This is a genomic window from Streptomyces sp. MAI_2237 (genome assembly GCF_054189285.1).
This window is the reverse complement of the sequence record NZ_JAJPGQ010000003.1, coordinates 3440341-3462438: the sequence shown is the minus strand read 5'-3', so window position 1 is coordinate 3462438 and position 22098 is coordinate 3440341. Positions and strand designations below refer to the sequence as shown.

Genomic DNA, 22098 nt, shown 5'->3' with positions numbered 1-22098 from the left:
GGGGCGGGAGGGGTCCGGAAGGGTCCCGTTCGAATATCCCTCTCGCCGGTGAGGCCGGCGGCCGGATGCGCTCGGGATACTGGGACCGCCCTGTCCCGAGGAGCCGCCCATGTCCCCGCAGTCCTGGTACGGGCGGGTCGCCGCGCGGCTGCGCACGGCCGACCCGTACGCCGTCGACACCGCTCTCGCCGCGCTCGTGCTGTTCGCCGTCTCCCTGCAGTGGCTCTTCCCCGACGAGGGCGACGACCGGCTGTCCTGGCAGGGCTGGCTGCTGGGGGCCGCGACGGCGGTGCCGCTGGTGTGGCGGCGGCGGGCGCCGTTCGCGACCGCGTGGGTCGTCTCCGCGGCCACCCCCGCGATGGCGGTCTACCACGCGCCGCCACCGGACGTGGTGTGGGGCGGCCTGGTCGTCCTCTACACCGTCGCCTCCCTCTCGCCGCCCTGGCAGCGCCGCCTGATGCTGACGGGCTGGCTGGTCGGCGCCACGCTCACCATGCAGCACAAGGAGCACGCCCGGCCCTTCGAGTACGCCTTCCACCTGCTGACGATCCTGTGCGCGTACGGGCTGGGCACGATGGCCCGGGACCGGCGCGCCCACACGGAGGCGGTCGAGGACCGGGCCCGGCGCCTGGAGCGGGAGCGGGCCGCCGACACCGCGCGGGCGATCGCCGAGGAACGCTCCAGGATCGCCCGGGACATGCACGACGTCCTCGCCCACGCGGTGAGCCTGATGGTGGTGCAGGCGGAGGCCGGACCCGTCGTGGTGCGCAGCGATCCCGAGCGCGCGGAGGCGTCCTTCGACGCCATCGCGTCGGCCGGCCGGGACGCGATGGCGCAGCTGCGGCGAATTCTCGGCGTCCTCAAGGAAGAGCCCGCGAACGGCACTTCACCGCAGCCGGCGGTCGCGGGGGTGCCCGCGCTGGTGCGTCAGGTCGCCGAAACAGCGGACCTGCGCGTGGAGTTGCGGACGCGCGGCGAGCCGCGGCCGCTGCCGGCCGACGCCGAGGTCGCCGCCTTCCGGGTGACGCAGGAGGCGCTGACCAACACGGTGAAACACGCCTACGCTACCTGCGCGACGGTCGAACTGGACTGGACGGAGGACGCGTTGACGCTCACGGTGACCGACGACGGACGAGGGCCGACGGCCCCGGACGGCGGGCACGGGCTGATCGGCATCCGGGAGCGGGCCGCCGCCTGCGGGGGCAGCGCCGAGGCGGGCCGCGGTCCCGACGGCGGCTTCCGCGTCGCCGTACGGTTGCCCGTCGTGGACGAGCGGCGGGCGGGAGTGCGGCAGCGGGGGCGGGCGTGAGCATCCGGGTGGTCGTCGCCGACGACCAGGAGCTGGTCCGCAGCGGCTTCAGCATGATCCTCGAGGCGCAGGCGGACATCGAGGTGGTCGCCGAGGCCGGGGACGGCGCCGAGGCGGTCGCGGCGGTGCGGCGGCACGGCCCGGACGTGCTGCTCCTCGACATCCGTATGCCGGTCATGGACGGGCTGGAGGCGGCGCGCCGGGTGTGCGCACACTCCGGCTGCAAGGTCGTCATGCTGACCACGTTCGACCTCGACGAGTACGTCTACGAGGCGCTGTCCGCGGGAGCCAGCGGCTTCCTGCTCAAGGACGTGCGCCGCGACGACCTCGTGCACGCCGTGCGCGTGGTCGCGGCCGGCGACTCCCTGCTCGCGCCCGCGGTGACCCGGCGCCTGGTGGCGGACGTCGTGCGCCGCCGCCGCGCGGAGGCCGCCTCGTCGGTCACCCCGCAGCGCCTGGAGGTCCTGACCGCCCGCGAGGTGGAGACGCTGCGGCTGCTGGCCCGGGGCCTGTCCAACTCCGAGATCGCCACGGCGTTCTTCGTCAGCGAGCACACCGTCAAGACCCATGTCAGCAACGTGCTGGGCAAGTTGGGGCTCCGGGATCGGGTGCAGGCGGTGATCTGCGCCTACGAGACGGGGCTGGTGACACCGGGCAGTCCCTGAGCCCGGGCAGCGCCGGGCCGGCCTCCGGCTACGGCGCCCGGTCGCCCAGTTCCTCGAACAGGGTCAGCTGGAGGGCGCCCGGGGCGTCGAGCCGGGAGTTCAGGGAGTTCCAGGGGGTGCGGGTCGGCTCGGCGAGGACCTCGGCCCCGGCGGCCGACAGCCGTGCCGTGGCGGCGGTCGCGTCGTCGACCTGGAGGGCGACCCGGACGGGGCCGGCGACACGGCGGCCCACCTCGACGTCGTCGATGAAGGCCGCGTGCCCGGGGTCGGTCAGCTCCAGCGTGGCCCGGCCCGCCTCCAGGATGGTGACCCTCCCGTCGGGGGAGGAGAACGCGGCGCGCTCGGGCAGGCCGAGGACGTCGCGGTAGAAGCGCAGGGCCTCGTCGTAGTCGGGTGCCGTGACGACGAGCCGGAGCTCGCGGACGGCGGGTTCCTCGGACATGCGGACTCCTCCGGGATCGCGGACGGCCTTCCCCGTCAGCCCCGGCGGCCCCGCGGTCGATTCCCGTCGCCTCCCTCCGGAGAGTGAGCCGGGCCGTTGTCTCCCCCGCGCGGGCGATGCCTCGAAACCGCTCCCTCCGGCGATCCTCCGGCACCCCGCCCGGCAGCAGTCTGAGGGCGATGGCAACCGACGACCCGCCGGGAGGCACCATGCTCTCCTCACTCGCCCGGACGGCGACCCGCCGCCCGCTGACCGTCATCCTGCTGTGGGTGCTCTTCCTGCTGCTCGGCTTCGGGCTGGGCACGGGCGTCTTCGGGCGGCTGTCCGACAACGTGCCCGAGGTACCGGGCACCGAGTCGGAACAGGCCGCCCAGTACCTCGACCGCGCCGACCCGGCCGGTGAGTCGATCACCGGCGTCGTGGCGGGAACCGCCGTCACCGCGCCCCGGCTGCGCGCGCAGGTCGAGCGGGCCGTCGCCGACGTGCGCCGCATCGAGGGGATCGCCGCCGTACCGGACCCGTACACGACGGACGGGCTCACGGCGCGGGACGGGCAGGCGCTGATCGTCCCGGTCACCCTCGACGGCGGTCTCGGCGACGACGCCGAGAAGAAGGCCGTGGACGCGGCCGTCGACCGCATCGAACGCATCGACGCCCCCCAAGTGCACGTCAGCGGAGGCCCGTTGCTGGGTCGGCAGCAGGGTGAGCGGGCCCAGCACGACGTCCGTGACGCCGAGTTGATCTCGCTGCCGGTCGTCCTCGCCCTGCTGCTGGTCGTGTTCGGCGGACTGCGCGCGGCCGCGCTGCCGCTGGTGATCGCGGTGAGCGGGATCGCGGGCGCCTTCCTGGCCCTGTTCGGCTTCAGCCACGTCACCGACATCTCGGTGTACGCGATCCAGGTGACCACCATGCTGGGGCTCGGACTCGCCGTGGACTACGCCCTGTTGATGCTGGTCCGGTTCCGCGAGGAGCGCCGGCACACCCCGGACGTCGACGAGGCCGTGCGCCGCACGGTCGCGGCGGCCGGGCGGACGGTGCTGTTCTCCGGGCTCACGGTCGCCGTCAGCCTGACCGGGCTGCTGGTCTTCCCCAGCGTGTTCCTGCGCAGCATGGGCCTGGCGGTGGCCGCCGTCGTCGTCATCGACATGCTGGCCGCGCTGACGCTGCTGCCCGCGCTGCTCGCCCGGTTCGGCGGCAGGATCGCCCCGGCGAAGGCCCGGCCGGTGGGCGAGGAGGGCCGCTTCTTCGCCCTTGTCGCCCGCTTCGCGGCCCGCCGCCGTGTCGCCGTCCTGGCGGTGGTCGTACCGGCCCTGCTGGTACTGGCCCTGCCCGTCACGGGCTTGCGGATCGAGATCGGCGACGCCACGCAGCTGCCCGCCACCACCGAGGCCCGGCGGCTGTACGACACCGTGGACGCCCACTTCCCGCCGGGCACCGGCGTCTCGCCGGTGACGGTGGTGCTGAAACCGGGCACCGATGCCGCCACCGCCGGCCGGATCCGCGCCCTGTCGCCCGTCGCCCGCTCCCGCTCACTGCCGGGCGGCGCCACCGTCGTCCAGCTGCAGCCGTCCGGGCGGGCGGACGGGGCGCGGGCCACCGCGCTGGTGGAGGCGGTGCGCGATCTGCGAGGCGGAGAGCCAGTGCAGGTCACCGGACCCGCCGCGCGCCTGGTCGACTTCCGCGCGATGCTCGCCGACCGGGTGCCGTGGGCGGCCCTGACCGTCCTCGTGGGCATCTTCGTCCTGCTGTTCGCGTTCACGGGCTCGGTCCTGATCCCGCTGCGCACAATCCTGACGACGCTGCTGAGTCTGGGCGCGGCGCTGGGCGTGGTGGTGTGGGTGTTCCAGGACGGCCACCTGGCCGGCCTGCTGGGCGCCGAGGGCCTGGGCGCGCTGAGCCTGACGGCGCCGCCGCTGATCGTCGCGATCGCCTTCGGGCTCGCCATGGACTACGAGCTGTTCATCCTGGCCCGGATGCGCGAGGCGCGGCGCGCGACGGGTGACGACCGGGAGGCGGTGGTGACCGGGCTGCGCCGTTCCGGCCGCGTCGTCACCTGCGCCGCGCTGCTGCTGGCCGTCGTCTTCGGCGCGTTCATGACGGGCGGTTTCTCGCCCATCCTGCAGATCGGCCTCGGCCTGACCCTGGCGGTCCTCGTCGACGCGACGGTCGTCCGGATGCTGCTGGTCCCGGCGACGATGGCGCTGCTGGGCCGGTGGGCGTGGTGGGCGCCGAGGCCGCTGCACCGCGCGCACGAGCGGATCGGGCTCGGCGAGGAGGCCCCGGCCCCGGAGACGGCCGTCGTGGGGAGCGGTTCCCGGACTCCGTGACGGCAGGACGCGTGCCCACTCGCCCGAGCGAGGGAGCTCTTCGGACCGGTCACGGTGATCGCGGACCTCTGCGCGGAGGCGGGTGCGGCGACGGACCTCGCGGCCGCGGCGACGTACCTCTTCGAGGAGCTCGCCACCGGCCCCGACGGATGCGTGTGGGTCGGCCCCGGCCGCTCCTCACGGGAATCTCAGGGAGCGGCCCGGGGATTCAAAGGATCAGCACATCTGCGCGGCGCAGGATGCTCCCGGAAAAGGTGGATATCCCAGGAAGGCCTGACGTGGGCGTCTCGCACATATCGAACCGGTCGCAGCGGCCGTCGCACAGGTGGTCCCGGCGCGGGCTGCTCGGCGCGCTCGGCGTGGCGCCGGCCGCCGCGGTCCTGACGGCGTGCAGCGGCTCGGCGGGCGCGTCGGAGGGCGCGGCGGAGGCGTCCTCGACGTCGACGCCGTCCGCCGCCGCGAAGAAGCCCGTCGTCTCGGTCACGCCCGCCGACGGCACCCGCAAGGCCGGTTTCTCCAGCCCCGTCGAGGTCACCGTGACCGACGGCGCCCTGGCCTCGGTGAAGGTCACCGGCAACGACGGCTCCACGCTGGCCGGTTCCCTCGACGCCGCCAGGACGAGGTGGACCTCGGTGAGGAACCCGTACTCGGGCACGAAGTACACGGTCACGGCCACCCCGGAGGGCGCCGCCGCGCAGACGGCGACCTTCACCACCAGGTCGCCGGGCGAGACCTTCGTCGGGTACTTCACGCCCGAGGCAGGCTCGACCTCGGGCGTCGGCATGCCGGTGTCGATCAACTTCACGCACGCGGTGAAGGACCGGGCGGCCGTCCAGAGGGCGATCACCGTCACCGCGGAGCCCGCGGTGGAGGTGGTCGGCCACTGGTTCGACGACACCCGGCTCGACTTCCGTCCGGAGACCTACTGGGCGGCCGGGACGAAGATCACGCTCAGTCTGCGCCTGAAGGACGTCGAGGGCACGGACGGCGTCTACGGCGTGCAGCAGAAGGACGTCACCTTCCACATCGGCCGGGAGCAGATCAGCACGGTCGACCTGTCGAGCAAGGAGATGACGGTCCGGCGGTCCGGCCGCACCGTCGCCACGTATCCGGTCTCCGGCGGCAACGCCCAGCACACCACCTGGTCCGGGATCATGGTCATCAGCGAGCGGTTCCGGCAGACCCGCATGGAGTCCTCCACGGTCGGGCTCGGCGACGAGTACGACATCTCCGACGTCCCGCATGCCCAGCGCCTGACCACCTCCGGCACCTTCGTGCACGGCAACTACTGGGCGTCCACCTCGGTGTTCGGCCACCAGAACACCAGTCACGGATGCGTGGGCCTGCACGACGCCAAGGGCGCGAGCGACGCGTCCGTGGACGGTTACAGGTTCTATGCGTCCTCGATGCTCGGTGACGTCGTCATCGTGAAGAACTCCGGTGAGAGGACGGTCGATCCGGCCAACGGCCTCAACGGGTGGAACCTGTCGTGGGCGGACTGGAAGGCGGGGAGTGCGGTTTAGCACGATTGCGTCGTTCAGGGTGTGAACTTCCGTGCCACGAAAGGACTTTCCTTGCTTTAACTCTTGACGACCCCGGTACCGGGGAGCACATTGGGCCCACTCTGAGAGCGCTCTCATCCCGCGCTCTCGAAGGTACCCGCAGCCCCTCACCCCGTACCCGGGAGGCACCCCCATGAGTGCAACCTCCGGCAGGCCCAGACGGCGACGCACGCTCGTCGCCGCCCTCAGCACGCTCGGCCTGGCGGCCGTGCTCGCCACGGCCGCCACCCAGTCCGCGGACGCCTCCGCGCCCACGCCCCCCTCGGGCTGGACACAGGTCTTCGCCGACGACTTCAACGGCTCGGCCGGCACCGGCGTCAACACCACCAACTGGCTCTACGACACCGGGACCTCCTACCCCGGCGGCGCCGCCAACTGGGGCACCGGCGAGGTCGAGAGGATGACCAGCAGCACCGGCAACGTCGCCCTCGACGGAAGCGGCAACCTGAAGATCACGCCGCTGCGCGACGCGGCCGGCAACTGGACCTCGGGCCGCATCGAGACCAACCGCACCGACTTCCAGCCCCCGGCCGGCGGCAAGCTGCGCGTCGAGGCGCGCATCCAGATGCCCAACGTCACCGGCACCGCGGCCGCCGGCTACTGGCCCGCCTTCTGGATGCTGGGCGCGCCCTACCGCGGCAACTACCAGAACTGGCCGAGCGTCGGCGAGCTCGACATCATGGAGAACGTCAACGGCATCAACAAGACCTGGGCCACCATGCACTGCGGGACGGCCTCCGGCGGCCCCTGCAACGAGACGACGGGCCTGGGCAATTCGACCGCCTGCCCCAACTCCACCTGCCAGTCCGGCTTCCACACCTACACCATGGAGTGGGACCGCTCGGCCAGCCCCGAGGCGATCCGCTTCTACGTCGACGGCGTCAACTACCAGACGGTGACGGCCAATCAGGTGGACGCGACGACCTGGGCCAACGCCACCAACCACGGCTTCTTCATCATCCTGAACGTGGCGATGGGGGGCGGCTTCCCCGCGGCGTTCGGCGGCGGGCCGACCAGCGCGACGGAGTCCGGCCACCCGATGCTCGTGGACTACGTCCAGGTGCTGTCGACCGGTGGGAGCGGTACCACTCCCCCGCCGTCCGGCAACCGCGACGCCTACAGCGCCATCCAGGCGGAGTCCTACGACAGCCAGTCCGGCGTCACCACCGAGGCCACCTCGGACACCGGCGGCGGCCAGGACGTCGGCTACATCGCGAACGGCGACTGGGCCCTCTACAAGGGCGTCAACTTCGGCTCCACGGCGGCCAAGCAGTTCTACGCCCGGGTGGCCAGCGGTGCCGCGTCCGGGGTCAGCGGCCCTGGTCCAGGTCCGCCTGGACAGCGCCACCAGCACCCCCATCGGCAGCTTCGCCGTCGGCAACACGGGCGGCTGGCAGTCCTGGACGACGATCCCGGCCAACATCAGCTCCGTCACGGGCACGCACGACGTCTATCTGACCTTCAGCAGCGGCCAGCCGGCGGACTTCGTGAACGTGAACTGGTTCGACTTCGGGCACTGACACCGCCCGGTACCGAGGAGGGGCTCCACGCACCGGCGTGGAGCCCCTCCTTCATGTCCTCACCGCAGCTCCGCCCGGAACGCCGCCGGTGTCATCTCCGTGTGCTGCTGGAAGAACTTGGAGAAGTTCGCCGCGTCCGGGAAGCCGATCGCCGCGCCCACCCGGCCGATCGGCATGTCCGTGTGGGCGAGGAGCCGCTTGGCCTCCAGGATCACGCGTTTGTCGATGAAGCCCTTCGGAGTCTCGCCGGTGGCGGCGCGGACCGCGCGGACGAGGGTGCGGCGGGAGTAACCGAGGGAGTCGGCATAGGCGCTGACGCTGTGATTGGTGGCGAAGCCCTTCTCCACGGCGTCGCGGAAGAGGGTGAAGGTGGTGTCCGACTGGAGCCGGGCAGCCTCGGCGGAGCTGGTCGCCAGATGGGCGAGGCGGAGCAGGAACGCCGTGAGGGAGTGGCGCAGGACGGCGGTGTGCAGGCTCGGCGGCAGGGTCTCGGTGTCCTCGTACTCGCGCGCGAGCTGGGCGAGGGCCGAGCGCAGGGCGGCCAGTCGGACCGGGCCGGGGCGGAGCAAGGGCGGGAGATCGTAGCGGTAGAGGCCGGTGGCCTCCACGGTGGCGCGCGGGAGGAAGCCGGGCTGCATGGTCAGCACGGTTCCGCGGTACTCGCTGGTCCGGGAGAAGCGGTGGACCTGACCGGGGCGGATCCACAGCAGGTCGCCGGCCGTCGCCTCGTACTCGGCGAAGTCGATCATATGGCGGACGGGGCCGGCGTCGAAGAGCATCACGACATGGAAGTCGATGCGGTGGACACGATGCAGGGGTGCGTCGGCGTGCCAGGTGCGGTCGGTTCCCATCGGGCCCACCTGCATCCCGACGCCCCGCACACTCAGCTCGACCGGGAAGGGGAACGTTCTGATCCCGTCCACACCGCCGTCACCGTCTCCGCCTTGGATGCTTCTGTCCGTCATGTCCCTCTACCGCCGCCCAGCTGCTGCTTTCGGTGTCCCACTTTCACCACAGGCTGGCACACGAGGACCTTCCCCCGTAAAAGTCAGACTTTTAAGTTTGAACGAGTCAGGCCAGCAATCCCGCTCAGATCGAGGATTTCTTGAAGATGAGTACGCAGACACCGGACAGCTTCGAATGGACCGAACTCGACCGTCGAGCCGTCGACACCGCCCGTCTGCTCGCGGCCGACGCCGTGCAGAAGGTGGGCAACGGCCACCCGGGCACCGCGATGAGCCTCGCCCCGGCGGCGTACACGATCTTTCAGAAGTTGATGCGTCACGATCCGGCCGACCCGGAGTGGACCGGCCGTGACCGGTTCGTCCTCTCCCCCGGCCACACCTCACTGACCCTCTACACCCAGCTCTTCCTCGCCGGGTACGAGGTCGAGCTGGACGACCTCAAGTCCTTCCGCACGCACGGCTCGCGGACCCCCGGCCACCCGGAGTACGGGCACACCGCCGGTGTGGAGACCACCACCGGCCCGCTCGGCCAGGGCGCCGCCAACGCCGTCGGCATGGCGATGGCCGCCCGCTACGAGCGCGGCCTTTTCGACCCCGAGGCCCCCGAGGGCACCTCCCCCTTCGACCACACGATCTGGGCGATCGTCTCCGACGGCGACCTGGAGGAGGGCGTCTCCTCCGAGGCATCCTCGATGGCCGGCCACCAGAAGCTCGGCAACCTGGTCTTCCTCTACGACGACAACCACATCTCCATCGAGGGCGACACCGCGACCGCGTTCTCCGAGGACGTCCTGAAGCGGTACGAGGCCTACGGCTGGCACACCCAGCGCGTCGAGCCCACCGAGAACGGCGACGTCGACGTGCCCGCGCTGTACGCGGCCCTGAAGGCTGCGCAGGCCGAGACCGGGCGCCCCTCGATCGTCGCGATGCGCACGATCATCGCCTGGCCCGCCCCGAACGCGCGAAACACCGAGGCCTCCCACGGCTCGGCGCTCGGCGACGACGAGGTGGCGGCCACCAAGCGCGTCCTCGGCTTCGACGCCGAGCAGACCTTCCAGGTGGCCCCCGAGGTCTTCGCCCACGCCCGCCAGGCCCTGGACCGGGGTGCCGAGGCGCACGCGGCCTGGGACAAGCAGATCGACAAGTGGCGCGGCGCGCACCCCGAGCGGGCCGAGCTGTTCGACCGGATCGTGGCCGGCCGGCTCCCGGAAGGGTGGCAGGACGCGCTGCCGGTGTTCGAGGAGGGCAAGGCCGTCGCCACCCGTGCCGCCTTCGGCAAGGTGCTGCAGTCCCTGGGCGCCGTCCTGCCGGAGCTGTGGGGCGGCTCCGCCGACCTGGCCGGCTCGAACAACACCACCATCGACAAGACGTCGTCGTTCCTGCCGGCGGGCAACCCGCTGCCCGAGGCCGACCCGTACGGCCGTACCGTCCACTTCGGCATCCGCGAGTTCTCGATGGCCGCGGAGATGAACGGCATCGCCCTGCACGGCAACACCCGCATCTACGGCGGCACCTTTCTGGTGTTCTCCGACTACATGCGCAACGCGGTGCGGATGTCGGCGCTGATGCAGCTGCCCGTCACCTACGTGTGGACGCACGACTCCATCGGGCTCGGCGAGGACGGCCCCACACACCAGCCGGTCGAGCACCTCGCCTCCCTGCGCGCCATCCCCGGCCTCAACGTCGTCCGCCCCGCCGACGCCAACGAGACCGCGATCGTCTGGGCCGAGATCCTCCGGCGGCACGCCACCGACCCCGCCCCGCACGGCCTCGCGCTCACCCGCCAGGGTGTCCCGACGTACGCGCCGAACCCGGATGCGGCGAAGGGCGGTTACGTGCTGAAGGAGTCCTCGAAGGACACCCCGGACGTCGTCCTGATCGCCACCGGCTCCGAGGTGCAGCTCGCCGTCGCCGCACGGGAGCAGCTGGAGGCCGAGGGGATCGGCGCGCGGGTGGTGTCGATGCCGTCCGTGGAGTGGTTCGAGCAGCAGCCGCGCGAGTACCGCGACAGCGTGCTTCCGCCGTCCGTACGCGCGCGGGTCGCCGTCGAGGCCGGGATCGGTCTGACGTGGTACCGCTTCACCGGTGACGCGGGACGCATCGTCTCCCTCGAGCACTTCGGCGCCTCCGCCGACGCCAAGATCCTGTTCGCCGAGTACGGCTTCACCCCCGAGAACGTCGCAGCGGCCGCCCGGGAATCCCTGACCGCCGCCCGCGGTTGATCCGATCGCAAGAAAGAAGATGATCACAGTGACCGAAGTGACCGCGACCGCGGGAGCACTCAAGCGCCTGAGCGACGAAGGCGTCTCCATCTGGCTGGACGACCTCTCGCGCCGCCGGATCGAGTCCGGCAACCTCGCCGAACTCGTCGCCAACAGCAACGTGGTGGGCGTGACCACCAACCCCTCCATCTTCCAGGCCGCCATCGGTTCGGGCGAGGGCTACGAGGAGCAGCTCGCCGACCTGGCGGTGCGGGGCGTCACGGTCGAGGAGGCCGTGCGCATGATGACCACCGCCGACGTCCGCGCCGCCGCCGACGTCCTGCGTCCGGTGTACGACGCCACCGGCGGCCGGGACGGCCGCGTCTCCATCGAGGTCGACCCGCGTCTGGCCCACGACACGAAGGCCACCGTCGCCGAGGCCCGGCAGCTCGCCTGGCTCGTCGACCGCCCCAACGTCATGATCAAGATCCCGGCGACGAAGGCCGGCCTCCCGGCGATCACCGAGGTCATCGGCCTCGGCATCAGCGTCAACGTCACGCTGATCTTCTCCCTGGAGCGCTACCGCGAGGTCATGGACGCCTACCTCGCCGGCCTGGAGAAGGCCCGGGCCAAGGGCCTCGACCTCTCCGTCATCCACTCCGTGGCCTCCTTCTTCGTCTCCCGCGTCGACTCCGAGGTCGACAAGCGGCTGGCCGCCCTCAGCTCCCCCGAGGCCGCCGCCCTCAAGGGCAAGGCCGCCCTGGCCAACGCCCGCCTGGCCTACCAGGCCTACGAGGAGGTCTTCGGCGGTGAGCGCTGGACCGCCCTGGCCGGGGCGCGGGCCAACAAGCAGCGCCCGCTGTGGGCGTCGACCGGCGTGAAGGACCCCGCGTACAAGGACACCCTGTACGTCGACGAGCTGGTCGCGCCGGGCACCGTCAACACCATGCCGGAAGCCACCCTGAACGCCACCGCCGACCACGGCGAGATCACCGGCGACACGGTGACCGGCGGCTACGAGCAGGCCCACGCCGACCTGACCGCCGTCGAGGCGCTCGGCATCTCCTACGCCGAGGTCGTGCAGCAGCTCGAGGACGAGGGTGTCGCCAAGTTCGAGACGGCCTGGCAGGAACTGCTGGACGCCGTGACGAAGTCCCTGGACAGCAAGGGGGTGGACGCGGGATGACCGAGATCGCCGCCACCGACTGGCAGAACCCGCTGCGCGACCCGCGCGACCGGCGGCTGCCCCGCATCGCCGGCCCGTCCGGCCTCGTCATCTTCGGCGTCACCGGTGACCTCTCCCGCAAGAAGCTGATGCCGGCCGTCTACGACCTCGCCAACCGCGGTCTGCTGCCGCCGGGCTTCTCCCTCGTCGGGTTCGCCCGCCGGGACTGGGAGGACCAGGACTTCGCGCAGGTCGTCCACGACGCGGTCCGCGAGCACGCGCGCACCGAGTTCCGCGAGGAGGTCTGGCAGCAGCTCGCCGAGGGCATGCGGTTCATCCCCGGCGACTTCGACGACGACACCGCGTTCGAGCAGCTGCGCAGCACCGTCGACGAGCTCGACAAGGCCCGCGGCACGAGCGGGAACTACGCCTTCTACCTGTCCGTACCGCCGAAGTTCTTCCCCAAGGTCGTCGAGCAGCTGAAGGCGCACGGCCTCGCGGACGCCCCCGAGGGTTCCTGGCGGCGCGCGGTCATCGAGAAGCCCTTCGGCCGCGATCTTTCGACCGCCCGGGAGCTGAACGCGCTCGTGCACGACGTGTTCGAGCCGGACCAGGTCTTCCGCATCGACCACTACCTGGGCAAGGAGACCGTCCAGAACATCCTGGCGCTGCGCTTCGCCAACCAGATGTACGAACCGATCTGGAACCGGTCGTACGTCGACCACGTGCAGATCACCATGGCCGAGGACATCGGCATCGGCGGCCGCGCCGGCTACTACGACGGCATCGGCGCCGCCCGTGACGTCATCCAGAACCACCTGCTGCAGCTCATGGCGCTGACCGCGATGGAGGAGCCGGCCTCCTTCGACGCCGGGTCGCTGCTGACGGAGAAGCTGAAGGTGCTCAAGGCCGTGAAGGTGCCGGAGGACCTCGGCCGGCACACGGTCCGCGGGCAGTACGCGGCCGCCTGGCAGGGCGGCGAGAAGGTGCGCGGCTACCTCGACGAGGACGGCATCGACCCGGCCTCGACGACGGACACGTACGCCGCCATCAAGCTGAACGTGGACAACCGCCGGTGGGCGGGTGTGCCGTTCTACCTGCGGGCCGGCAAGCGGCTCGGCCGGCGCGTCACCGAGATCGCGGTGGTCTTCCAGCGGGCCCCGCACTCGCCGTTCGACTCGACGGCGACGGAGGAGCTGGGTGAGAACGCGATCGTGATCCGCGTCCAGCCCGACGAGGGCATGACGGTCCGCTTCGGCTCCAAGGTGCCGGGCACCTCCATGGAGATCCGGGACGTGTCGATGGACTTCGCCTACGGCGAGTCCTTCACGGAGTCCAGCCCCGAGGCGTACGAGCGGCTCATCCTGGACGTACTGCTCGGCGACGCCAACCTTTTCCCGCGTCACCAGGAAGTGGAAGAGTCCTGGAAGATCCTCGACCCGATCGAGGAGTACTGGGCGAAGAACGGCAAGCCGGCGCAGTACGCCTCGGGGACCTGGGGACCCGGGGAAGCCGACGAGATGCTCGCACGAGACGGACGGAGCTGGCGCAGGCCATGAAGATCGACCTGACCGACACCACGGCAAGCAAGATCAACAAGGCGCTGGTGCAGGGTCGCCGCGCCCTGGGCACGCCCGCCGTGGGCATGGTCCTGACGATGGTGATCGTCACGGACGAGGAGAACGCCTACGACGCGATCAAGGCGGCCGAGGAGGCCTCGCACGAGCATCCCTCGCGCACCCTGGTCGTCATCAGGCGGCAGGCGCGCACCCCGCGCGACCGCATCGCGTCCAAGCTGGACGCGGAGGTGCGGGTGGGCTCCGACGCGGGCACCGGCGAGACGGTGGTGCTGCGCACCTACGGCGAGGTGTCCGACCACGCCGACTCGGTGGTCCTGCCGCTGCTGCTGCCGGACGCGCCGGTCGTCGTGTGGTGGCCGGTGGACGCGCCGGACAACCCCGCGAAGGACCCGCTGGGCGCCCTCGCGCAGCGCAGGATCACGGACCTGTACGCGGTGGAGAACCCGCTCCAGGCGCTGGAGACCCGCAGGCGTTCCTACGCCCCCGGCGACACCGACCTCGCCTGGACCCGGCTGACGCCGTGGCGTTCGATGCTGGCCGCCGCCCTGGACCAGGCCCGCGCCCAGATCATCTCGGGCGCGGTGGAGGCCGAGGCGGAGAACCCGGCCGCCGAGCTGCTGGCGCGCTGGCTGGAGGCGCGGCTGAAGGTGAAGATCGACCGCGTGGTCACCGCCGGCCCGGTCGTCACCGCGGTCCGCCTGGGCACCGTCGACGGCGAGATCGTCATCGACCGCCCGGAGGGCCCGCTGGCCACCCTGTCCCTGCCGGGGCAGCCTTCCCGCACCCTCGCGCTGAAGGTGCGCACCACCTCCGAACTCATCGCCGAGGAGCTGCGCCGCCTCGACGCCGACGAGATGTACGCCGTGGCCCTGCGGGCCGAGGCCGCCGAGGAGACCGTCTGATGTCCGACCACCCCCAGCTGTCCCGGCGCCCCGAGTGGACCGCGCTGGAGGACCACCGCGCCCAGGGGCAGCCGCAGCTGCGCGAGCTGTTCGCCACGGACCCGGGGCGCGCGGAGCGCTACGTGGTACGCGTGGGCGACCTGCGCATCGACTACTCCAAGCACCTGATCACCGACGAGACGCTCGCGCTGCTGCAGGAACTGGCCGCCGCCACCGACGTGTTCGGGCTGCGGGACGCCATGTTCCGCGGCGAGCGGATCAACCTCACCGAGGACCGTGCCGTCCTGCACACCGCGCTGCGCGCCCCGCGCGATGCGGTGATCGAGGTCGACGGCGAGAACGTCGTGCCGAAGGTGCACGAAGTCCTCGACAAGATGAGCGACTTCGCCGGGCGGGTCCGCTCCGGCGAGTGGACCGGGCACACCGGCAGGCGCATCAGGAACGTCGTCAACATCGGCATCGGCGGCTCGGACCTCGGCCCGGCCATGGCCTACGAGGCCCTGCGGGCCTTCACGGCACGGGACTTGACGTTCCGGTTCGTGTCGAACGTCGACGGCGCCGACCTGCACGAGGCGGTCCACGACCTGGACCCGGCGGAGACGCTGTTCATCGTCGCCTCCAAGACGTTCACCACCATCGAGACGATCACCAACGCCACCTCCGCCCGCTCCTGGCTGCTGGCCGGATTGGGGGACGGGGGCACCTCCCGCTCGAGCGAAGCCGAGAGCGGGGGAGACAAGGCGGTGGCCCGGCACTTCGTGGCGCTGTCGACGAACGCCGAGAAGGTCACGGACTTCGGCATCGACCCGGAGAACATGTTCGAGTTCTGGGATTGGGTCGGCGGCCGCTACTCCTACGACTCCGCCATCGGCCTGTCCCTGATGATCGCCATCGGTCCCGAGCGCTTCCGCGAGATGCTCGACGGCTTCCGCATCGTCGACGAGCACTTCCGCACCGCGCCCGCCGAGGCCAACGCCCCGCTGCTGATGGGCCTGCTGGGCATCTGGTACGGCAACTTCTTCGATGCCCAGTCGCACGCCGTGCTGCCCTACAGCCACTACCTCTCGAAGTTCACCGCTTATCTGCAGCAGCTGGACATGGAGTCCAACGGCAAGTCGGTGCAGCGCGACGGGCGTCCGGTGGGCTGGCAGACCGGCCCGGTGGTGTGGGGCACGCCCGGCACCAACGGCCAGCACGCGTACTACCAGTTGATCCACCAGGGCACCAAGGTCATCCCGGCGGACCTGATCGGCTTCGCCCGCCCGGTCGCCGAACTGAGCGACGAGCTCAAGGCCCAGCACGATCTGCTGATGGCCAACCTGTTCGCGCAGGGCCAGGCGCTGGCCTTCGGCAAGACCGCGGACGAGGTCCGGGCGGAGGGGGTGCCCGAGGAGCAGGTCGCGCACCGCACCTTCAAGGGCAACCACCCCACCACGACCGTCCTGGCCCGCGAGCTGACGCCCTCTGTCCTCGGCCAGCTGATCGCCCTCTACGAGCACAAGGTGTTCGTCCAGGGCGCGGTCTGGAACATCGACTCCTTCGACCAGTGGGGCGTCGAGCTCGGCAAGGTGCTCGCCAAGCGCGTCGAGCCCGCCCTGACGGAGGGCGCGGACGTCCCCGGCCTCGACCCCTCCACCACCGCACTCGTGGCCGCCTACCGCGACCTCAAGGAAGGCAACTGAACATGACAGCGATGCAGCTGGGCCTCATCGGTCTGGGCAAGATGGGCGGCAACATGCGCGAGCGGATCCGCCGCGCCGGCCACACCGTCATCGGCTACGACCGCAATCCCGAGCTCTCCGACGCGGCGAGCCTCGCCGACCTGGTCGACAAGCTCGAAGCCCCGCGCGTGGTCTGGGTGATGGTCCCGGCCGGCGCCCCGACCCAGTCCGTCGTGGACGAGCTGGGCGACCTCCTCTCCCCCGGCGACACCGTCGTGGACGGCGGCAACTCCCGCTGGACGGACGACGAGAAGCACGCCGCCGAACTCGGCGCCAAGGGCATCGGCTTCGTCGACGCGGGCGTCTCCGGCGGTGTGTGGGGACTGCAGAACGGCTACGCGCTCATGGTCGGCGGCGACAAGGAGCACGTCGAGCGGCTCCAGCCGATCTTCGACGCGCTCAAGCCGGAGGGCCCCTACGGCTACGTCCACGCGGGCAAGGTCGGCGCCGGGCACTTCTCCAAGATGGTCCACAACGGCATCGAGTACGCCATGATGCAGGCCTACGCCGAGGGCTGGGAGCTGCTGGAGAAGGTCGACTCCGTGGACAACGTCAGCGAGGTCTTCCGCTCCTGGCAGGAGGGCACGGTCATCCGCTCCTGGCTGCTGGACCTCGCGGTCAACGCCCTCGACGAGGACCCGCACCTGGACAAGCTGAAGGGGTACGCGCAGGACTCCGGCGAGGGCCGCTGGACGGTCGAGGCGGCCATCGACAACGCGGTGCCGCTGCCCGCGATCACGGCCTCCCTCTTCGCACGCTTCTCCTCCCGCCAGGACGACTCGCCGCAGATGAAGATGGTCGCCGCGCTGCGCAACCAGTTCGGCGGCCACGCCGTCGAGTCGAAGAAGTAGCGTGCCGTGGGTGACCTCCTCCTGGTCCGTCACGGCGAGACCGAGTGGAGCGCCTCGGGACAGCACACCAGCTTCACGGACCTGCCCCTCACCCAGCGCGGTGAGGAGCAGGCCAAGTCCCTCGCTCCGCTTCTCGCCCGGCGGACGTACGCGCTCGCCCTCACCAGCCCGCTGGCCCGCGCCGTACGGACCGCCGAACTGGCGGGCCTGACCGGCACGGCCGTCGAGCCGAACCTGCACGAGTGGAACTACGGCGCCTACGAGGGCATCACCACCGTCGAGATCCACCGCACCCGCCCGCACTGGGACCTGTGGCTGCACGGCGTCCCGCCGGGCGGCGAGGGCCGCCCGGGCGAGACGCCGGCCGAGGTCGGCGAGCGGGCCGACCGGGTGCTGGCCCGCGTCGACGCGGCCCTGCAGAACAGCACGGGCGACGTGATCCTGGTCGCCCACGGGCACTTCCTGCGCGTGCTGACGGCACGCCGGCTGGGGCTGTCCCCGGCGGAGGGCCGGCTGTTCCAGCTGGCGACGGGCACGGTGGGCCGGCTGTCCACCGAGCACGGCCACCCCGTCATCGCCGAGTGGAACACCCGGCCGTAGGTCCGCGGCCTCTCTTGGGCCATGTCGACGGCCTCGCTCAACACCCCTGGTGGAGCGGGGCCGTCGGCGTAGTGGCCGGACCCGGGACTGACTAGAGTTCCCGGTTTGTGGAGATCAACGAGCTGACGGCGGCCGAACGGCGGGTGTGGCGGGCGTTCGCCACGGGAACGGCCGTCGACTTCCGCGCGGGCGACGACGAGGACGTGACGGACGGCGGCCGGTGGGGGCCCGAACGAACCGTCCGGGCAGGCGTGTTGCGCGCCCTGCTGCTCAACGGCCCCCAGGAGGCCGGGGAGATAGCGGCCCTCAAGCTGGCCGGAGCCCGGATCACCGGAGTCCTCGACCTGCGCTACGGCGCGAGCGACGCCGCCGTCCGGCTGAGCCACTGCCACTTCCACGATGTTCCGGAGCTGTACGGCGCCCGGTTCCGTCAGCTCAACCTGAGCCATTCCGCGCTGCCCGGCCTGACCGCGGCCACCCTGCGGGTGGAGGGCGTGCTGCGGCTGACCGACTGCCGGATCTCCGGGCCCGTGCGGCTGGGCGGGGCCCACATATCCGGGGCGCTGTTCCTGGAGCGGGCGCGTCTGTCGGCGCCGGACGACCCGGAGCCGGTGCTGCGGCTGCACCACGCCGAGATCGGCGACGACCTGTGGGCGCCCGGGATGCGGGCCGACGGCCAGGTGCAGCTCGACGGGGCGGCCGTCGCGGGCACGGTGAATCTGGAGGGGGCGGAGTTCCACAACCCGGGGGCCACGGCCGTCAGTGCCCTGCGCATGGACACGGGGTCCGACCTCAGGATGAGATCCGTGCGCACCGACGGCCGGGTCGACCTTCGCGGCTCCCGTGTCCCGGCCCGTTTCGACCTGACCCGGGCCCGGCTGGCGAACCCCGACGGCACGGCCCTGCGCCTGAGCAGTTGCACCATCGGCGAGCTCTGGCTGCTGAAGGGCGCCATCGCGGGCATCCTCAATCTGCGCCGTGCCCACCTCGACGTCCTGTACCTGGACCCCGGGATGCTGCCGGCCAAGGTCTTCCTCAGCGACCTGACCTACACCACCCTCACCCCGCACGAGCCCGCCGAGCGCCGGCTGCCGATGCTGGAGCGCGACCCCCGCTACGAGCCCCACTCCTACGAGCAGCTGACCGCCGCCTACCGCCGCATCGGCGACGACTACGCCGCCCGCCTGGTGCAGCTCGCCAAGCAGCGCCGGCTGCGCACCACCCGCGCCTGGTACGGCCGCCTGTGGGGATACGTCCAGGACGCCACCGTCGGCTACGGCTTCCGTCCGCTGCGGGCGGCGGTCTGGCTGTTGTCGCTGCTCGCGATCGGCTCGATCGCGTTCGCGACGCACCACCCCCGGCCGCTCAAGGCGTCCGAGGCCCCGCACTTCAACCCCGTCTTCTACACCCTCGACCTGCTGCTGCCCGTGATCTCCTTCGGCCAGGAGGACGCCTTCGCCCCGGACGGCTGGTACCAGTACCTGGCCTACACCCTGATCATCACCGGCTGGATCCTGGCCACGACCGTCGTCACCGGCGTGACCAGGAGCGTCAGCCGCCAGTGAGCCGGCGCACCGCGTGCTGGGCGGCCAGCCGGACGGGGGCGTTGACCGCGCCGTACCCGCGGTAGCCGCCGTCGCGCTGGACCAGCTCGAAGAAGACGCGGCCCACGGTCCGGGTGTAGCAGTGCCGGAACTCCCCGTGGGCGTCACGGTCGTAGAGGATGCCCAGCTCGCGGTACGTCTCCAGCTCGCCGTCGGCGAACGCGAACCGGGCGGCCAGGTCGTCGTAGTAGTTCGCCGGCATCGGCAGCAGCGCGCCACCCGCCGCCCGGAAGCGCCGGGCCGCGGCCACCACGTCCGGGGTCGCCAGGGCGATGTGCTGGGCGTGGACGGTGTCGTCGGCCGGGGCCGCGCCGACCGACAGGGCGATGCGGACGCCGCCGCCGTCTCCCGTGACCGCGCGGCTGCGCAGCAGGCCGTAGGGGTCGGCGACGTCCACGCTCTCCTGGGCGGACAGGCCGAGGACGCCGCGGTGGAAGAGGGCGGCCTCGTCGAAGTGGTGCCAGGGCTGGACGCGGGCGAGGTGGTCGATGCGCATCACGCCGGTGCCGGCGGCCGGCTGCCCGGTGTCCTCGAAGTCGGCCCGCCAGTCGGGCAGTCCGGGGCGGTCGGTGGCGCAGAAGAACAACTCGGTGCCGTCGGGGGCCGCCACGGCGTCCAGCGGGGCGTCCCGCTCGGCGCGCCGGCGCGGCAGCACCGGCGCGAGCAGCGCCTCGGCCCGGCGGGCGGCGCCGGCCGGGTCCGGGGACTCCAGGCCGATCGCGGCGAGCCCGGTGCCGTCGCCGCGTCGGACGCCCGTGCCGGTGTTGACGAGGACGCGGGCCTCGCCCTGCTGCCACAGGTCGACGGGCTTGCTGCGGTGCCGGGCGCCGCGGGTGAAGCCCAGGGCGGCGAGCACGTCGGCGACCGGTCCGGCGTCGGGCGTGACCAGTTCGGCGAAGGCGACGCCGGTCGGGACGACCGGGGCGGGCAGGTCGGCCACGCCCACCTGTTCCTGTAGGACGAGCAGGGAGCGGTGGGCGTCCACGGCGGTGGGGCCGGCCTCGGCCTGGCGGAAGACGTCGTTGAAGACCTCCAGGGAGAGCGGGCCGTCGTATCCCGTGCGCAGCACGTGCCGCACGAGGCCGGTCACGTCGAAGCCGCCCTGGCCGGGGAAGCAGCGGTAGTGGCGGCTCCACTGCAGGACGTCCATGGCGAGCAGGGGCGCGTCCGCGAGCTGGAGGAAGAAGATCTTCTCGCCGGGGATGTCCTCGATGCCCTTGGGGTCCGAGCCGCGCGAGAGGATGTGGAAGCTGTCCAGGCAGGTGCCCAGCGCGGGGTGGCCCGCCGTCTCGACGACATGCCAGGCGTGGTCGTAGGTGCTGACGTGGCGGCCCCAGGCGAGCGCTTCGTAGGCGACGCGGACGCCGAAGTCCTGCGCGAGGTCGGCGAGCCGGCTCAGCTGCTCGGCGGCGAGGGCGTCGTCGTCGGTCGCGAGCGGGTGGACGCTGGAGCAGACGAGGACCGTGTCGGCGCCGAGGCGCCGCATCAGCTCGAACTTGTGCCGGGCGCGGCGCAGGTTCCGCGCGAACTCCTCCTCCGGCTCGGCCTCGATGTCCCGCAGGGGCTGGTAGAGGTCGACTCCGAGGCCGAGGTCGGCGCACCGGGCGCGGATCTCCTCGGGGCCGAGCGGGCTCGCGAGCAGGTCGTTCTCGAAGATCTCGACGCCGTCGAAGCCGGCCCGGGAGGCCGCGGTGAGCTTCTCGGTGAGGGAGCCGCTGAGGGAGACGGTGGCGATGGACGTACGCACCTTCGGGTACCTCCGTTTCAGTTGGCGGCGGTGACGGCGCCCGCGAGTTCGCCGATGTCCCGCAGCATGCGGGCCGTGTCGGGTTCGCGGCCGGTGAAGAGGCGGAAGGCGTCCGCGGCCTGGAAGACGGCCATGCCGCCGCCGTCCAGCGTGGCGCAGCCCACGGCGCGTGCGGTGCGCAGCAGTTCGGTCTCCAGCGGGCGGTAGACGACCTCGGCCACCCAGAGTCCGGGGCTCAGCAGCGCGGCGGCGAAGGGCAGGCCGGGGTGGGCGGCCATGCCGGTCGGGGTGGCGTGCACGACGCCGTCGGCCCCGTCGAGGAGTTCCGGGAGCCGGTCCGGGGTCGCGGCGGCGGCGCGTCCGGCGCCGAAGTGGCGGTTCAGGGCGGCGGCGAGGTCCGCCGCCCGGTCGGCGAGCGCGTCCACGACGGTGACCCGCCCGGCGCCGAGGGTGAGGGTGGCGTGCGCGACGGCCGCCCCCGCCCCGCCGGCGCCGAGCTGCACGACCCGCTCCAGCGGTACGTCGGGCAGCCCGCGGGCGAAGGACGCGGCGAAGCCGGTGACGTCGGTGTTGTGGCCGGTGGCGCGGCCGTCCTCGAAGACGACCGTGTTGACCGCGCCGAGCGCCTCGGCCTGCGGGGCGAGCGCGTCGAGGTGGTCGAGGACGAGCTGCTTGCACGGGTGGGTGATGTTCAGCCCGTCGTAGCCGAGGTCGCGGGCGGCCCGCACCAGGTCGCCGACGGCCTCCGGGCGCACGCCGAGGGTGTCGATGTCGATGAGCCGGTAGAGGTAGCGCAGGCCCTGCCGGTCCGCTTCCCGCTCGTGCAGCGCCGGGCTGAGCGAGGGGCCGATGCCGGCGCCGACCAGTCCGACGAGATACGAGTCCTTGGCCACGCGGTCCTCCTGAGCCAGACGCTAATGTACGAACCAGTACGTTA

The 22098-nt window shown here is 72.0% G+C and carries 16 protein-coding genes and 1 pseudogene; 13 read left to right on the top strand and 4 right to left on the bottom strand.

The window, feature by feature from the left end; genetic code table 11:
- Nucleotides 1-109 precede the first annotated feature (109 nt).
- Together LN251_RS26225 and LN251_RS26220 are read left to right on the top strand one after the other, a co-directional pair.
- The gene (locus tag LN251_RS26225; RefSeq protein ID WP_458246544.1) at nt 110-1309 is read left to right on the top strand and encodes a sensor histidine kinase; all 1200 of its coding nucleotides are present in this window, start codon (nt 110-112) and stop codon (nt 1307-1309) included.
- The gene (locus LN251_RS26220) at nt 1306-1974 is read left to right on the top strand and encodes a response regulator (protein WP_458246543.1); all 669 of its coding nucleotides are present in this window, start codon (nt 1306-1308) and stop codon (nt 1972-1974) included. Before LN251_RS26225 ends, LN251_RS26220 begins: the two co-directional genes overlap by 4 nt.
- Before the next feature lie 28 nt (nt 1975-2002).
- On the opposite strand, the gene LN251_RS26215 is transcribed toward LN251_RS26220, so the two are convergent.
- Nucleotides 2003-2416, bottom strand: a complete 414-nt coding sequence (locus LN251_RS26215; RefSeq protein WP_058922014.1) for a VOC family protein — start codon at nt 2414-2416, stop codon at nt 2003-2005.
- A gap of 209 nt (nt 2417-2625) precedes the next feature.
- Between LN251_RS26215 and LN251_RS26210 the strand changes: the two genes are divergently transcribed.
- The 3 genes and pseudogenes from LN251_RS26210 to LN251_RS26200 all read left to right on the top strand — a co-directional run bounded on the left by LN251_RS26210 (nt 2626) and on the right by LN251_RS26200 (nt 7825).
- Nucleotides 2626-4743, top strand: a complete 2118-nt coding sequence (locus LN251_RS26210) for an MMPL family transporter (RefSeq protein ID WP_458246801.1) — start codon at nt 2626-2628, stop codon at nt 4741-4743.
- Nucleotides 4744-5021: 278 nt separating this feature from the next.
- Nucleotides 5022-6266, top strand: a complete 1245-nt coding sequence (locus tag LN251_RS26205; RefSeq protein WP_458246542.1) for a L,D-transpeptidase — start codon at nt 5022-5024, stop codon at nt 6264-6266.
- 172 nt (nt 6267-6438) lie between these two features.
- Nucleotides 6439-7825 (top strand): annotated as a pseudogene (locus tag LN251_RS26200) (glycoside hydrolase family 16 protein).
- A 59-nt stretch (nt 7826-7884) separates the two neighbouring features.
- Here LN251_RS26200 and LN251_RS26195 read toward each other — a convergent pair.
- Nucleotides 7885-8790 (bottom strand): helix-turn-helix domain-containing protein, encoded by a 906-nt coding sequence (locus tag LN251_RS26195; protein WP_458246541.1) that lies wholly within the window; start codon nt 8788-8790, stop codon nt 7885-7887.
- A gap of 146 nt (nt 8791-8936) precedes the next feature.
- On the opposite strand from LN251_RS26195, the gene tkt reads away from it, so the two are divergent.
- The 8 genes from tkt (at nt 8937) to LN251_RS26155 (ending at nt 19375) form a co-directional block, all read left to right on the top strand.
- A complete protein-coding gene (gene tkt / locus LN251_RS26190) occupies nt 8937-11012 on the top strand; it encodes a transketolase (RefSeq protein WP_458246540.1) in 2076 nt (691 codons plus the stop codon).
- Between the two features lie 19 nt (nt 11013-11031).
- Nucleotides 11032-12177, top strand: coding sequence for a transaldolase (tal, locus tag LN251_RS26185; RefSeq protein ID WP_458246539.1), 1146 nt, complete (start codon nt 11032-11034; stop codon nt 12175-12177).
- Entirely contained in the window at nt 12174-13715 is a 1542-nt protein-coding gene (zwf, locus tag LN251_RS26180; protein WP_458246538.1) for a glucose-6-phosphate dehydrogenase, read from the top strand. The genes tal and zwf overlap by 4 nt, the downstream gene beginning before the upstream one ends.
- A complete protein-coding gene (gene opcA, locus LN251_RS26175; RefSeq protein ID WP_058922022.1) occupies nt 13712-14638 on the top strand; it encodes a glucose-6-phosphate dehydrogenase assembly protein OpcA in 927 nt (308 codons plus the stop codon). Before zwf ends, opcA begins: the two co-directional genes overlap by 4 nt.
- Entirely contained in the window at nt 14638-16320 is a 1683-nt protein-coding gene (gene pgi, locus LN251_RS26170) for a glucose-6-phosphate isomerase (protein WP_458246537.1), read from the top strand. The genes opcA and pgi overlap by 1 nt, the downstream gene beginning before the upstream one ends.
- Nucleotides 16321-16331: 11 nt before the next feature.
- On the top strand, nt 16332-17210 hold the full coding sequence (gnd, locus tag LN251_RS26165) for a phosphogluconate dehydrogenase (NAD(+)-dependent, decarboxylating) (RefSeq protein WP_458246800.1): 879 nt from the start codon (nt 16332-16334) through the stop codon (nt 17208-17210).
- A 6-nt stretch (nt 17211-17216) separates the two neighbouring features.
- Nucleotides 17217-17810: a histidine phosphatase family protein gene (locus tag LN251_RS26160; RefSeq protein WP_362987942.1), complete on the top strand. Its 594-nt coding sequence runs from the start codon at nt 17217-17219 to the stop codon at nt 17808-17810.
- 107 nt (nt 17811-17917) lie between these two features.
- Nucleotides 17918-19375 carry a membrane-associated oxidoreductase gene (locus LN251_RS26155; protein ID WP_458246536.1) on the top strand — a complete coding sequence of 486 codons (1458 nt, stop codon included), beginning with the start codon at nt 17918-17920 and terminating at the stop codon, nt 19373-19375.
- Here the strand turns inward: LN251_RS26155 and LN251_RS26150 are convergent.
- Entirely contained in the window at nt 19362-21161 is a 1800-nt protein-coding gene (locus LN251_RS26150; RefSeq protein ID WP_458246535.1) for a bifunctional sugar phosphate isomerase/epimerase/4-hydroxyphenylpyruvate dioxygenase family protein, read from the bottom strand. The two genes, LN251_RS26155 and LN251_RS26150, sit on opposite strands and share 14 nt — an antisense overlap.
- A gap of 17 nt (nt 21162-21178) precedes the next feature.
- Nucleotides 21179-22054 (bottom strand): shikimate dehydrogenase, encoded by an 876-nt coding sequence (locus tag LN251_RS26145; protein WP_458246534.1) that lies wholly within the window; start codon nt 22052-22054, stop codon nt 21179-21181.
- Between the last annotated feature and the right edge of the window lie 44 nt (nt 22055-22098).

Coding starts and splice junctions, on each gene's coding strand:
- LN251_RS26225 (WP_458246544.1), top strand. CDS start 110: ATGTCCCCGCAGTCCTGGTACGGGCGGGTCGCCGCGCGGCTGCGCACG.
- LN251_RS26215 (WP_058922014.1), bottom strand. CDS start 2,416: ATGTCCGAGGAACCCGCCGTCCGCGAGCTCCGGCTCGTCGTCACGGCA.
- LN251_RS26210 (WP_458246801.1), top strand. CDS start 2,626: ATGCTCTCCTCACTCGCCCGGACGGCGACCCGCCGCCCGCTGACCGTC.
- LN251_RS26195 (WP_458246541.1), bottom strand. CDS start 8,790: ATGACGGACAGAAGCATCCAAGGCGGAGACGGTGACGGCGGTGTGGAC.
- tkt (WP_458246540.1), top strand. CDS start 8,937: ATGAGTACGCAGACACCGGACAGCTTCGAATGGACCGAACTCGACCGT.
- tal (WP_458246539.1), top strand. CDS start 11,032: ATGATCACAGTGACCGAAGTGACCGCGACCGCGGGAGCACTCAAGCGC.
- zwf (WP_458246538.1), top strand. CDS start 12,174: ATGACCGAGATCGCCGCCACCGACTGGCAGAACCCGCTGCGCGACCCG.
- opcA (WP_058922022.1), top strand. CDS start 13,712: ATGAAGATCGACCTGACCGACACCACGGCAAGCAAGATCAACAAGGCG.
- pgi (WP_458246537.1), top strand. CDS start 14,638: ATGTCCGACCACCCCCAGCTGTCCCGGCGCCCCGAGTGGACCGCGCTG.
- gnd (WP_458246800.1), top strand. CDS start 16,332: ATGCAGCTGGGCCTCATCGGTCTGGGCAAGATGGGCGGCAACATGCGC.